The 13,992-nt window shown below is 62.3% G+C and carries 7 protein-coding genes and 2 pseudogenes; 8 read left to right on the top strand and 1 reads right to left on the bottom strand.

Features of this window, described 5'->3' with window-relative positions; genetic code table 11:
- Window positions 1-356 precede the first annotated feature (356 nt).
- From H4687_RS31685 to H4687_RS31710, 6 genes and pseudogenes are all read left to right on the top strand, one after another.
- A pseudogene (locus H4687_RS31685) lies at window positions 357-1,097 on the top strand (replication initiator); the annotation flags it as partial.
- Entirely contained in the window at window positions 1,070-1,264 is a 195-nt protein-coding gene (locus tag H4687_RS31690) for a helix-turn-helix transcriptional regulator (protein WP_046913264.1), read from the top strand. The pseudogene H4687_RS31685 and the gene H4687_RS31690, both read left to right, overlap by 28 nt.
- On the top strand, window positions 1,261-2,652 hold the full coding sequence (locus H4687_RS31695) for a tyrosine-type recombinase/integrase (RefSeq protein WP_046913265.1): 1,392 nt from the start codon (window positions 1,261-1,263) through the stop codon (window positions 2,650-2,652). The genes H4687_RS31690 and H4687_RS31695 overlap by 4 nt, the downstream gene beginning before the upstream one ends.
- Before the next feature lie 106 nt (window positions 2,653-2,758).
- Window positions 2,759-3,118 carry a hypothetical protein gene (locus H4687_RS31700; protein ID WP_225966893.1) on the top strand — a complete coding sequence of 120 codons (360 nt, stop codon included), beginning with the start codon at window positions 2,759-2,761 and terminating at the stop codon, window positions 3,116-3,118.
- A gap of 141 nt (window positions 3,119-3,259) precedes the next feature.
- Window positions 3,260-3,682, top strand: a complete 423-nt coding sequence (locus H4687_RS31705) for a hypothetical protein (protein ID WP_046913266.1) — start codon at window positions 3,260-3,262, stop codon at window positions 3,680-3,682.
- A gap of 743 nt (window positions 3,683-4,425) precedes the next feature.
- Window positions 4,426-9,087 (top strand): ATP-binding protein, encoded by a 4,662-nt coding sequence (locus H4687_RS31710; RefSeq protein ID WP_192781740.1) that lies wholly within the window; start codon window positions 4,426-4,428, stop codon window positions 9,085-9,087.
- A 458-nt stretch (window positions 9,088-9,545) separates the two neighbouring features.
- On the opposite strand, the gene H4687_RS31715 is transcribed toward H4687_RS31710, so the two are convergent.
- Window positions 9,546-10,472 carry a hypothetical protein gene (locus H4687_RS31715; RefSeq protein ID WP_159026072.1) on the bottom strand — a complete coding sequence of 309 codons (927 nt, stop codon included), beginning with the start codon at window positions 10,470-10,472 and terminating at the stop codon, window positions 9,546-9,548.
- A 1,125-nt stretch (window positions 10,473-11,597) separates the two neighbouring features.
- Here H4687_RS31715 and H4687_RS31720 point away from each other — a divergent pair.
- Together H4687_RS31720 and H4687_RS46755 are read left to right on the top strand one after the other, a co-directional pair.
- On the top strand, window positions 11,598-12,272 hold the full coding sequence (locus H4687_RS31720) for a hypothetical protein (RefSeq protein ID WP_078907636.1): 675 nt from the start codon (window positions 11,598-11,600) through the stop codon (window positions 12,270-12,272).
- Between the two features lie 1,597 nt (window positions 12,273-13,869).
- Window positions 13,870-13,992: pseudogene (locus H4687_RS46755) on the top strand (helix-turn-helix domain-containing protein); the annotation flags it as partial.

Raw genomic sequence — 13,992 nt, forward strand, 5'->3', positions numbered from 1 at the left:
GCTCTGCCATTGCGCTCTTTCGTTCGTTGGATCCGGGGCCGTGAAGGACGCCGGCACGCCCCGCGCCGAGACGCAGGCCTATGTAATCCGGCGGCACACCGCTCCGGGCGGAGGGCGCCGGAGTCAGGTGCCGAACTGCACCCGTCCAGCCGCACCGACCACCGAGTTCTCGCCTCACGGCAGCTTCGCGACGCTGCACGTACGGTCAACGAGGTCCGGAAAATGTCGAACAGTGGGACCCGTCGACATCGTGCCCGGTGAAGCACTGGCGGAGGATACGACCGTCTCAACCTCAGCCGACGAAAGCCCGCCACGACGGCGCGTCAGCCGACCGACCAGGCGCGCGTGTGCCTCGCTGGCGGCGCTTCTCCATCTACCTCCGCCGTGAGGTCGCCAAGCGTGCCGGCCTCACCCAACGCGCCTTCCGCGACCATGCCCGCACCTCCTTCGCCAAGGTCGCCGAATACCAGAAGCGCGGGGCCGTCCACTTCCACCACGCCGCCGCGACTGCCGCGCGTGTGAGCGGTCCGACCGTCGACGGCCGGGCACACCGCTTCGTCTTCGGCCGTCAGCTCGATGTCCGTGCGATCCGTTCCGCCGACTTCGACAGCGGCCAGGAGCTGACCGACCGGGCCGTAGCGGCGTACATCGCCAAGTACGCCACCAAGGGCGCCGAGACGGCGACCGGCACCCTTGACCGGCCGATCCGCTTCCTTGCCGAGCTGGCCGGGGCCCGGATCACCGACCACGCCCGCCGCATGATCCGAACCGCCTGGACCCTCGGCGCACGCCCCGAGCTGGCAGACCTCCGCCTACGGGCCTGGGCCCACATGCTCGGCTTCCGCGGCCACTTCTCCACCAAGTCCCGCCGCTACTCCACCACCCTCGGCGCCCTCCGCGACGCCCGCGCCGACTGGCGCCGCGCTCAAGCCGCCCCGCCCGCGCCCCAGGACGGCGGAAGCACGCTCGTCCTCGCCCACTGGGTCTTCGCCGGAACCGGCCTCAGCGCGGGCGAGACCTGGCTCGCTGCATCCCTCGAACCTGCCCCCGGAACGGAAGGAGAGCCGACATGGACCACCGCCGCGACGAACTCATGACTGTCCCGCAGGTCCTCGACGAACTTGGCGGCGTGTCCCGGCGGACGTTCTACCGATGGCGCGAACTGGGCTTGGGGCCTGCCGCTTTCAAGCTCCCCAACGGTGAGCTGAGGGTGTGGCGGAGTGATTTCACGACGTGGCTGCGGCAGTTGGAGGCAGCGGCGTGAAGTCTCTCGACGTGAAGGTCTGGGGCGTTCGAAAGCGTGACACCAAGACGCCCTCGTACGGTGTGCGCTGGTCTGTCGCGGGCAACGTCTTCTCCGACAGCTTCCGGACCAAGGTGCTCGCCGATCATTACCGCGCGAAGCTGATGCGGGCCATGCGGGCCATGCGGGCCATGCGGGACGGCGCGGAGTTCGACACGGAATCCGGGCTCCCGGCGTCCATGGAGCAGCAGAAAGCCACCGTGTCTTGGTACGACTTCGCTCTCAGGTATCTGGCGATGAAGTGGCCGCACGCCGCTCCGAACACGCGTGATGGCATCAACGAGTCACTGACGAGTGTGACCGTGTGTCTCCTCGATGAGCGCGCGGGCCGACCGTCTGATGAGGCGCTCCGCAGGGCGCTGCGGAACTGGGCATTCGTACTGCCGGGCCCCTCTGGTCGGGAGCTCCCGGACGACGTGCGGAACGTGCTCCACTGGGTGTCCAGGGCTTCTCGACCGCTCGCTGATCTTGCTGAGCCCGCTTCGGCCCGCGCGGTCCTGGACTCGCTGAAACTGAAGCTCGACGGCACGGCAGCCGCGGCGGAAACCGTTCGGCGTAAGCGTCGGACACTGGTCAACGCCGCCAACTATGCGGTCGACCTGGGGGAGTTGCGCGAGAAACCCGTCACTGCTGTCCGCTGGCAGAAACCGAAGGTGTCCAATCAGGTGGACCCCCGCATCGTCGCCAACCCTGAGCAGGCTCGCAACCTCCTGGCGGCCGTCTCCTATGTGGGCGGATTTCGGCGTTCCCGCGGCCGTCGCCTCGTGGGTCTGTTCGCTGCCATGTATTTCGGTGGCCTTCGGCCGGCGGAAGCTGTCGGCCTCGTCGAGACGGACCTGGCCTTACCCGAACGGGGCTGGGGCTCGGCTCTCCTCCACCGGACTCGCCCCTCGGTCGGCAAGCAGTGGACCGATTCGGGGGAGACCCACGACGACCGCGGGCTGAAGAACCGGCCGACCGATGACGTGAGGAGGGTGCCGATCCCGCCTCACCTCGTCGCCGTGTTCCGCGAACACCTGGTCACCTTCGGCACGGCGGACGATGGACGGCTCTTCTGCAGCGAGAAGGGCTCGGTCGTCCCGTCCTCGACCTACTACCGCGTGTGGCAGGAGGCCCGGCTCCTCGCGCTTCCGCCGGCCGTCGCGTCCTCGCCGCTCGCGAGTCGGCCGTACGACCTCCGTCACTCGGCGCTGTCGACGTGGCTCAACGCGGGGGTCGACCCGACCGAGGTGGCCGAACGCGCCGGCAACAGCGTGGAGGTCCTGCTGACCCGCTACGCGAAGTGCCTCGACGGAGGGCAGGACGTTGCCAACCGGCGTATTGAGGAGCTCCTTCGCGAATACGAGTGAGACACCCTGCATCCCACTTGAGGCTCCGGACATCTTGTCCGGGGCCTCTCTCGTCTTTACGCCTTACCTGCTGCGATGCTTCGGCCGAGAGCGGACGAGGGGGCTCGTGGAGCTGAAGGCCACGCGCTGGAAGCGGTACGGACATGATCGCCTGTATGCGAATGTGCCGGACGGAACCGCGGTCGGCTGGGCGGACTTGATTACGGGGGACATCACCGTCTTAGTCGACGAGTATCGCGACGACGTGATCGCCGTGCTGGCACACCACTTACGGAACTACCCCAAGCCGGTCTTGCCGCAGGAGGCACCTGAAGCTGAAGCCCGCCCGATGCTGCCGCCTCTGACGCCGGCAGACGACCTGTCCACCAACCGTGCACTGGCGCCGCTTTCAGGGGTGCTGACGGCTGAGCAGGTTGAGCGGGTGTACGGCGTCGCTTGTCATCGTCAGGCTTGGAGTCTGGCCTGAGCCGGTTCTCTCAGAAGGTCCCGGTCTTCCTCGCGGGGGCTGTGGGAACCCCCAGGGGGTGACCGTCGCCTGGGTGGCCTGTCAGTGCCGTCTCTTACTCTCCGCTCCTGAGTAAACAGTTCGAATGGAGAGGGGACGCGGATGGGCGGCGACGCATGGACCCACACGGGCCCGTACCAGCGTGATCTGGCGGCAGCGTTCCGGCAGGCTCAGGAAGACGAGCTGGCGCGGGACAACCACGGCTTCGAGGGCCGGTCCGTCGAGCAACTGTGGCGCGACCCGGAGTGGCAGGAGTACATCTTCACCGGTGGCACGGGCACCGTGCTGGACTTTCCTCTCATGATCGAGGCCGCGGACACCGACGACGGTCCGTTCATGCGGCCGCTGACCGATGATGAGGTGCGTGCGTGGGCTCCTCACGGCCGGCCCACCTACGAGGAGTGGGACGCCGCTCTCGATTCCGAGCAGTTGGACTTCCCGAGCCGCGCCCAGGGGAACTGCACAGTGCTCTACCGCGACGGCAGGCCCGTACAAATCGGTTACTGGGGGGTCACCGCCGATTAGGAGGGAACCGCTACCGACTCGCGACGTGGTCCCTGCGTCTGACCCGGGCCACATCGATTTGCGGGCCTCACCTGGCGTGATGCTTCAAGATCCCGTCCACGCCTCGTCCACAGGCGCCGACATACGGCCGCTCCGAGCGGCACACGTCTGCACACGTCTGCACATACGCGAAGACCCCGTCCTCAGCGAAACCGCTGATGGCGGGGTCTTTGGGCACCTCGTGCAAGGTGCCCCCGGCAGGATTCGAACCTGCGCACACGGCTCCGGAGGCCGCTTCACTCCCAGGGAACGTTGCTGGTCAGAGCTTGGAAGCTGATCGGTCGGTTGGGAGCAGTCCACAGATAGTCCACAAGAATCTGACCACCTCTACCAGCAGAACCCACGGCGGGAGGCACCGAAAAGGACACTGGCCCCTCTCCCAGCACCCTACGGATGACCGCCTCGGGGCGACGAGCGCGAGGTGTGAGCGATCCACGCGTGATTGCGGCGCTGAGCTGCTAAGAAGCACCGCTGCAACTAGGTTGGACACAGTGTCGGAGGTGTTGTCGGGAGCCCATGCAACTCGCCCTGATGATCCGTGGCGCGCCACCAGATTCCCTTGGTCCCACCGCTCCTGTTTGTCAGTGGTTACGGATAGGTTCGCGGCATACAGCGTGAGAGGACATGCCTTGGGCGAGAGTTCGCCGGCTAGATCGGACGTGGGTGGGAGCGCGGGGGCCGGAGGCTTCCGCTATCAAGACCGTGTGGCTGCATGGTTCGCCGTGGCAGCTCTAGCCGGCCAAGCTGCTGCTGCGGTTCCTGGTCTCTGGTCGGGCCAAGTACGACGGATTGCGTGCGAAACCGGCGATCCTGTGGACGACTGTCGGGTGGAAACAGCTGACGGTACCGCGCTGGCGATTCAGGCAAAACGCACCATCCGCCTCTCCGCCAAGGACAAGAGTGAGTTCGCTAAGACGGTCAAGCAGTTCGTGCAACAGCACCTCCTCCCTGACCATGAGGACGACCGGCTTGTTCTCGTAACGACATCCGAAGCCTCCGGTTCGGTCAGAAACGACCTGAGGAGAGTCCTGGAACTCATCCAGGGCGCGGCACCGAGCACCAGCACGGCTGACTTGCGGTTCACAAAAGGCCAACAGACCGCCTATGACACTTTTGTCACTCATGCCTACAAGGAATGGGAGCAGCGGTGTGGTGCACTGCCGACCTCTGCTGAACTCGAGAGCCTCCTGCGGGTGAGCCACGTATGGGTTTCGGACGTGGAAAAGGGCATGTTGGGCGAGCGGGAGGCGTTGGACCGGCTTCGCGCCATGGTGATCATGGAACCCGGCCAAGCTGGCGCCGCGTGGGAAGTGTTGGTGGGTATATGCGCCGAACTGGCCATCTCCCGGACAGACTCCGATCAGCGGCGGTTGCAGGCATCGCTCATTGAGTCCGGTATCGCACTGGCAACGGTACGAGACTTCACTGCGGACGTGGAGCGACTGTCGGACTGGACCAGGGAGAACCTGGACCGGTTGGAGGACGGACTCACAACCATTCCGACGCCCCAGGGACCGGTAGAAATTCAGCGCGGAGCGTCGGCGGACCTAATCTCACGGTCAGTGCAGGAATCCTTCCTTGTGGAAGGAGATCCGGGCGTGGGGAAAACTGTGGTTCTGCATGATCTCGCCCGTGCAGGGCTTGCTGGGCAGCGCCCTGTGCTGTTTCTCGCGGTGGGCGGACTTGCCGCCACCAGTAATGGGTCGCTGCAGGCTGAGCTTGGACTGCGGCACGCGTTGATTGACGTGCTGGCTCAGTGGTCGCCGGGGAGCAACGGACTTCTGGTTATCGACGCCTTGGATGCGGCACGCACTGATTCAACAGCTGAGCTGTGGCGCACGGTGATTGCGGACGTACGCAGGCGATGTCCCGACTGGCGTGTGGTGGCCTCGATTCGTACGTGGGATCTGCGTCATTCCAGGCAATGGCGCGCTTTGTTCCCTGCTTCAGCGGCGTCGGTGGGAGACCTGAGCGATCAAGAGCTTGAGCAGGCCGGAATTTCTTTCCAGCAACTGGGCGACGTGCTCGGCAGCACCACTGCCGCACAGCGGCAACTCCTTCGCAACTCATTCAATCTGCGCTTGGCGGCCGAACTTCTGTTGGACGGCGCCACAGCACGTGAGTTGACTGGGGTGGGAAGTCGACTGGATTTGCTGGAACGTTACTGGGAGGCACGGGTTATGAGCGGTGAGGGAGGATTCGCGCGAGCTAATGTCCTTTCCCGTTTCTGCGCCTTGGCGGCGTCCGATCGCCGCTTGCGAGTTCCTTCCTTGCAACTGCTACAGGGCGACTCCGCCGCTGAGAGCGCCATGCAGACACTCCTGTCCAGATCGGTATTGGTTCCCGTGCCCGGCATCGCGGCCGGTGCCGGGTTGGGGCCAGTGCAGTTCGCCCACCACGTGCTGTTCGACTACGCGGTGGCCGTGACACACCTCGCGTCGTTCAGTGATGCATCGTCCGGAGAAGGCTTGGTCGGCTGTCTGAGCGTCGATCCAAATCTGATGCTGTTCGCCCGTCCCAGTGTGGGAATTTACCTCCAACTGGCTTGGGAGCGGGGGCCCGAAGTGTTCTGCGCCTTGGCCATGCAATTGGCTGATGCACAGATTCCGTCGATGGCGGTAACCGCCATGGCGGACGTACTGGCTCGTGGTACCAAAGACGTCGCTGACCTGGAACCTCTCCTTGCAAGTGTTGACGAGGGTTCTGCGGAGGCACAACGCATCCTCGGAATGGCAGCAGTTGCGGTGTCATTGGCGTTGAAAAAAAACGCGCCGACAGATCGAGACGTGTGGGCCGCTATTGCCGAGCGGCTCTCTCGAAGGGCAAACAGCGCCGGTGCTGCCTTGCGTATCCTGGTATACGACCTGTCCGCTGAGGCGGACAGTCTGGGCGGCGAGGCATTGGGTTTGTGTGGGGTGGCGGCTCGACGGCTGCTGGAACAGCTGTGGGGGCAGCCGTCCTCAGTACTGACCCGCCTGGCGATCACAGCAGTGATTGCCACGAGTTCTAGTGACCAGGAAGCCGTCTACTCCCTCCTTCGTCGTGCGTTGGAACCCGCGCAGTTGCAAGAGCGTGGCTACAACGACCTTTTTGCCCTTTCAGACGGCGTCTCCCGGCTGATTGCTCAACTTCCGGATATGGTGTCGGAGTTGTATGTCGCGACGATGAGCTACGAGGAGGAATCAACCGAAGCAACTCTGCTGGGCTCAGGTGTGGTGCTGTCCATGCGGTCCAACCGTCGCCAAGACTTCGGTGCCTCCAAATATCATCTCGTTAAGGCTTTCCCTGATGTCCTGCGCTGGGATACGGGGAAGGCGGCAGCGATTCTGACCGAGCTGAGTCGGCACGGACGACCGGAGCTGCTCATGCACCAGGCGGATCTTGCCGGCGGAACGGCGGAGATCCTTCTCGACGACTCACGCGCCTGGGACTACGGGAGCAGCTACACCGATGAGGACCTGCTTGCACTGCTTGATGCATTCCAGAGTCACGTTTCTGCCACGGAGAGCGCTGACTTTCCAGCTTTGATCCAGGCAGTCATCTCTGCCCCCCAAGCGGCATGCGTTTGGCGTCGACTCCTCAAGACTGCTGTCAGTAATCCGGCCCTGCGGGAGACTCTATTTCCTCAGCCCGAGGCTATCGTCACCCAACTGCTGGTTCCTGACCTTCTCGGATATGCCGTCGAACTCGTTCACCAGGTGCACCCTGACCTAGAGCCCCATGTGCGGACGGCATTTGAAGCGGCACTCCTTACTCTTAAACCGCCTGTCCCGGAGGTTGAGAACACAAAGGAGGGGCGGCTCGCCTTCCGGCGGTACCGCAGGTTTGTAGAAGCACTGTCTCCCGACCACGTCGCGACGCCGGCACTTCGAGCCGACCGGTCCTCTCGCCCCTACGTTCAACCCGTCCAGGATTGGGAGTGGCAGGTGGGCACCGACCAGGACGTGGACGCGAACCAGGATGAGGGTGGCGCGGGATCTGTTGTGCGATCCCTGACCGCACAGCTCAAGAAGTTCGCCGATGCCCACCTCAACGAGACACCGGACGCCGCCGCAATCACCACGTGTGAGAATGCAGTCACCGAACTCCAAAATGCCGTGCCCGAAGTCAGCGGCCAGCTCAGTTCCGATGCAGAGGACGTCATCGCACTCGCGGTAGAAATCTGGACCCGCAATACTCAAGCCCCAGTGGAAGTACTAACCCGTGCACGCGATATTTTGCTGACGATGGCAGCTAGCCCCCGGCCCCAACCGACTGACCAGAACTCCAATTTCGACATGCTCATCCCGGCGGGGCCCCGGGGGGAAGCAGCACGTGGGCTACTTCAAGTAAGCCGCGTTCCTGAGGCATACTCTCCTTCGGTCGCAGACGCCCTCAAGGCGCTGGCCGTGGACCCCGTTGCCTATGTAAGGCATGTCATTGCTCGCGCGGCCGGATACCTCCGCGGCACTGAACCCGAAACTGCTTGGGAAGTGCTAGACGGCATTGCAGATTGTGACGGCGACGAGGCGGTGCTTGCCGCCGCCGTGACCTCGGCTTGCTTCTACATGGGCGACCCGGAGCGCGGCATTGTGCTCCTTGCCAAGGTCATGGAACGCGTCGCGCCGAATCAGCATCGCGACTCCGCTGCCGCAGCTTGTGCAACCGCTGCTGGGGCGTTGTGGGTCTACCACGCCACGCCCGGAGCGGATACCGCACTCACCTACATGACTAATACTTGGTCGGGCGTCAATGCCTGGTCGTCCTGCCTTCACCAGCTCCGCGACTCCGGTGCACTCACCAGTGCTGACGATTCCGTTCGCCTGCGTGCACTGGGCTTGTTCACCAGCATCAGCCAACCTGCATTGGCCACCACCGAGCGTCTTATCAGCTTGCAGCCATCATTGGCTGAAGCCGACACCGTGCGTCTCAAGGATGAGCTGCATCTGCTCGACACCCTCGCCTTCCAGCTGTACGCCGCGAGCGGGGCCATCGACCACGCCAAACAAGAGCCCCTCGCCGAACAGGTCCGGCTCGTCGACGAAGCCTCTAATTTGCTTCAAAATCTTGCAGCGGTGCCCGTCCCGACAGTCGTGCACCACCTCGTTGAGCTCTATGAACATGTCCTCGACTTTCGTCCCCAGATTGCCCTGCTCGCCGTCCGTGACATACTGACCCAGGTTGGCACATCCAGCGGTTACACCGGTGACTCCCTCGGTATCGCCATCTGCGTGCGCTTCGTCGAACGCCTTGTCGCCGATCACCGCGGAATCCTTCAAGTGCCCAGCAACCTCACCGCGCTCCGTGAAATCTGCGACACCTTCATTGACGTAGGTTGGCCGCAGGCGTACAGCCTTGTCTTTGGGATTGAACAGATCTTCCGCTAGTCAGTCCCTATATCCGACACGGAGAATCTCGGGGCAGGGCTAATCACCTCGGAAGTCGCCTTCGGCTTGCTGCAGCTGCGCTCTTTTCTGCTCCCAATCATGCGCCCGAGTTCTCAGCAACACAGACGTACGTGGGGGCTGCGCACCGCCCTCGTTCGGAAAATCGAGGACGCCCGGGTAGGTCATCCTGGTGCCTGGGTAGGACCTCGCAGGACTGTGGACCGTCCGAGAATACCGAAATGCCGTCCGCTTGGATCGCCTGTCCGTCTGAGCCGACCAGATACGCATCACTTTGATAACCCGGCCGCGTTCATCAGAAGGGCGGCGCCCCTTCTTGTGCCGTCGCTGTTGCCCGTCCACGCGAGACAGCGGGGTGGGGGCACCCTTGGTTGCCGACTGTCAGCATTGGTCAACCTCGCACGGCCCAGGGACGGCCAAGGAGGCTCGGGGTGCCGCGATCACTGCGTCAGTTCAGTGACCTCGCCAGTCATGAAGGAGTGGAGCGTGACACGGCGAAGATACGTACAGCTAGGTCGATATTCCTGAGCGAATCGACAAAGGAATTCCTCCCCCGGGTAAATATATCCCTCACGGTCCGGACCGCCCACTGTAATCAACAGATGATCAATGTTCTCTTGATCATGCTGGCCGATCACCCGAGACAGTTCCTCGAAGGTGGCCTCCTGTGTCACCTCGAAGGTCATGCCTAGGGCGCACTCGAATCCAGTTGCCTCGTAGAATGAACCAGCTAGGGACCCATTCGGAACTACATTGACGGAAAATGAAGCCAGGCCATCTGCCGATTCGGCCGTCATCATTTCGAGAGGCAAGCGCTCCGGCATCCCCCCTTGCGCCACAATACCCTGGACAAATTGAACTACTTCGTGACGCCGGTCCGGAAATTCCGAAATTGCCTGCACAACCTTAGCTAGAGCTTTCTTGTCTCCACGTCTTGGCGGAAGTCCAAGGCCCTCACTGAAGGTGATTTGCAGAACGCATCCGCCCACATTCCCAAAATCGATCGAGTCAGCGCTCTGCATAATCTCAGTACGAAGACTGCGGAATAGCCTGTAAGCCATACGCCTCGTCTGAAGAGTAAGTGCTGCGCAGTCCAGGCGACTTTCCTGCCCATTGACGAGAACGGCAAAGTCAGGAGGATCTGAGCCTTTGAGTACATCCTCAAACGGCACTTCACCAGACTTAAGCACGGAATCGAATCGAAATTTCTCCAATTGGATGCGTTCCAAGGAGTCCTTGCTTATCGGCGAGTCATTCCTGAAAATCTGCATTGGAACATCACAGCCTAGGATGATTACAGAGTTACCGCTTTCAAGCGTTCCATCCAGAGCAACGGTTACGCCCGGTCCGCTCAATCCGACGTCCATGCACTCGCCTCTCAGTTAGCAGTGAGAGCACATTAGCGGATGGGTCTCGTGCGGATGGGGTCATTTTCAGCACAGGGAAACCGTCAAATCATGCGCGGCTCGCAGCCGCTTGGATTGAGGGTGTTCCTGCGCCAAGGCCGCCAGGTCGGCGGAGTCTCAATGGGCGAGTCATGACCTGTCTTCTTGCCCTGGGTCTTGCCGGGGATCTTGGTGAGCTGGGTTTTTGCCGGTCAGGGACGCTGGGATCGTGCGCCTGGTGGTCGTCGTTGGTCGTCATTGGCCACTGTTGAGCGGCCTTGGACGGCCCAGGGACGGCCCAGCTGTGCCCGGTGCGGGCCTCGTTCGGCTGACGCCGGCACCTTCGTCGCGGTCCGTCTCAGCCTCAGCCGACGAAAGCCCGCCACGACGGTGCGTCAGCCGGCCGACCAGGCGCGCGTGTGCCTCGCTGCACCCCCACCGGCCTCAGCCACGCTATTGGTGCCGTCGACCAGAGCAAGCCGCGACTGCCGGCCCGTGACGACGGTGCGCGCCCTCAGCTTGGGAAGCTAAGGGCATTGAGGGCCTACTCCGTGGCTGATCTGCGGCTCAGCGGTCTTGGCGCATGGTGCGAGGTCGGCTGACTCCCTGGTGTTCCCCGTGGTTCTCTGCACGATCTGGCACGGGTCTGGCACGACCTTTTCGTCCGGAGCTACTGACTTGAGATGGCCCGTCACTGCCGCGTATGCCCGCCCGACCTCGCCCAGGTACTGCTCCAGGCGGAAGCGAACCTCCTCGACTGGCCTGTCATCGGGGCCTGGGTACATCAGCTCAGACCAGATGACTGTCTTGCCCCCGGAGCCGGACCTGGATGCTCAGCCTGTCCGGCCCTGGCTCGGGTTGCTCTTGCGTTGCCACATCCACCGTGCAGGGCATATCGGTCGGATAGAGCGGTCCGCCTGGGCGGAGTAGTCGACTTGGATCGCGGCCGGCCATTCTGCTGTCGCTGCGCGCGACTACGTCGAGGCCATCGACGAAGAGCCGACCGTGAGAGGGGGTGATTCGCCGACGGCGGTTCAGAGGTTAAGTGTGCGTCCAAATGGGCCAACACTGCAGGCCGACGACTCTGATCTCAGAGAGAGTAGGAGCGTGAACGGAACGGATGAGACCGGGGCGGAGCCTCGAAGAGCACGATTCGAGCATGTGCACACGTGGGCCGCCACGCTGGCCGCTGTTGTCGCACTTGCTTTGTCGATCTATAACTTCACTGAAGTCCAAAAGAAGCCAAGAATCGATGTGTCACTACCTCACCTTTTGCGCACTGGACCAGTGGATAACGGAACCGTCTTTCAAATTCAGCCGACGGTGTCCACCAGGTTCAAGACCCAGGATGTCGAAGTGATTCGTGACGCACGTTTGCAACTGGCTCCCGTCGGCTCAATTTCGTCTCAAAAGAAACCAATTTTTTACTGGCACGAGACCGGAACATATGTATATGATTTCGATTCGGATCAGGTCAACTATAGCTGGAGCAGTGATCCTGCCCCATTCATCGTCAGTCAAGATAAACCTCAGCAACCGACGCTCGTATTCTGGGCGGATAACTGGAGATTCGAACCCGGCCAGTACGAGGGATCACTTCATTTGAGCCGGTCAGGGAATCGTAGCCCTTTGATCAGGAAATTCTGCCTCACTGTTTCAAGGAGAGCCATTGACGAAATCAACGGCGCAGACCAAAGGCAGATCTTCTTTTTCCGTGATGATCTGCCCAAGTTCCACTCCTCTAACAGCTCTTCAGGCTGCTACCGGAGGGAAACTGATTAGGACTATTACTTGGTTGCTCTGAACAGGCGGCTGATGTCATCACGGGTCCGCACCCTGGCATCGTCGAGTTCTGGTCTGCTGTATGTCTTGGACAGCAGACGCAACGTCTGCGAGCACGTCCGCGGCTGGCTCAGCGTCGCGTCCTCGGTGAGTATCTGTACCCGAAGGAGTGCCTCTTGGGCGTTGCAACGTAGGTCGTAGGCGCCTCCACGGACGGCTAAGGGCTGTCCCGTAGCTGCTGGTCACGGGTGAGACGATCTAGCGAGTACTACATGGTTCGCTCCGCCTGGTCACGATTTAGGCACGACCTGCACGAGAAGGCCTCTCCCGAACCCTCAGGGGCCTACACAATGTGTCCATGCCTGGTCCCAGCGAACGCACCGAGAAGCGATTGGTTTTCCAGAACTGTCGGCTCGGTAATAGCGAACTGAAGCGTGTTTTCGCTGTTGCTGTTGAAGGGATTCCCGGCGATCGGGTTGAGGTTTCCACGCAGAGAAACGTCACACGCTATCGAGCGCAGGATCTCGATGAGTTGATAGACTCGCTCAACTCTTCGACCGCGCCGGGGGACTTGAGTCGCTGGACGAACCTTCGCCTGAAGGCTGATGACACAAATGGCACTCGCAGTGTCGTGATCAACATTGACCTTCAGCGAACAGAGGTTAATCTATCCGGTGAAGATGCGACGTGGGCCCTAGGTCAAGCTGCTCGACTACAGATCCTTCTAGAGGGTGCAGGTGGGCGAGTTCCGGTAGTCAGTCAGGTCAGTCCGTGGTTTTACATATCGACACTTATTGGATTCTTCTGGTTCATGCTGGTGCTCTGGGCCACGCGAGATATCTCTCGCAAAAACGATGTCGGGCCGGACTTTTGGTTTTACGTAATGCTTCCCTCTTTTGGTCCCGTTATTGTAGCCCTAGTCACCTATGAATCTGTCAGGCGCAGGTCAGCGCGGCCTGTACTTCTCGTGGCAGGGGAAGTGCCAGCTGGATCTCTGTGGCAGCGTATGGCGACTGGAGAACGAATCGCAGTGATCTCGGTATCAGTCTCCACTGTGCTCGGGCTCGCGGGACTAGCTCTCAGCATCTTTAAGTAGTTTTCGCGTCGCGCAACTTCCAGTTCAGGTATTGAACGAGATGCTTCAAGGTCGCGGTCGGTGGAGCGGCTTTGGGGTAGCGCTGCTTTAGCGCGAGGGGTCATGGCCCCGTAGGCTTCCGGCGCGTCGGGCAGTCTGTGGAACTGCCCGGTAAAGCACGACGTTGGGGCCATGATCTTCGAGGCTCGTGCCAAAGTGGCTCCGTAAAGCCGTGGAGCCGACCGCCCCAGCCACGACGTACCCCTTCTCTGGCGTCAGGTGGCCGATTGCTCAGTGCGCGGCACGGGCGCCGGCCGGGCTGGAGCGGGACGAAGGCAGGAGCGCAGGCCCGGCCGGGGGCCGGGCCGCGCGCGGGGAGCGGAGCGAGCCGCCTTGAACCAGTAGAGAAAGTTTGAATCACGCGCTCCTGGCACTTTGTTGATCTTGGTCGTTGCTCCTGCGCTGGAGGCCTCGCCCTCGTGGTGTAGAACCCTGGGTATGGGGAGTGTGCGGCGGGAGCGAATGAGTGCGCTTGGGGCGCGTCTTCGTGCTCTGCGGGCGGATGCCGGTCTGACGGGTGCTGTTCTGGCGCAGCGAGCCGGTGTTGGGCAACCGACTGTGTCCAAGGTCGAGACCGGGCGGATG

The sequence above is a fragment of the Streptomyces stelliscabiei genome, from assembly GCF_014873495.1.
Lineage (GTDB): Bacteria > Actinomycetota > Actinomycetes > Streptomycetales > Streptomycetaceae > Streptomyces > Streptomyces bottropensis.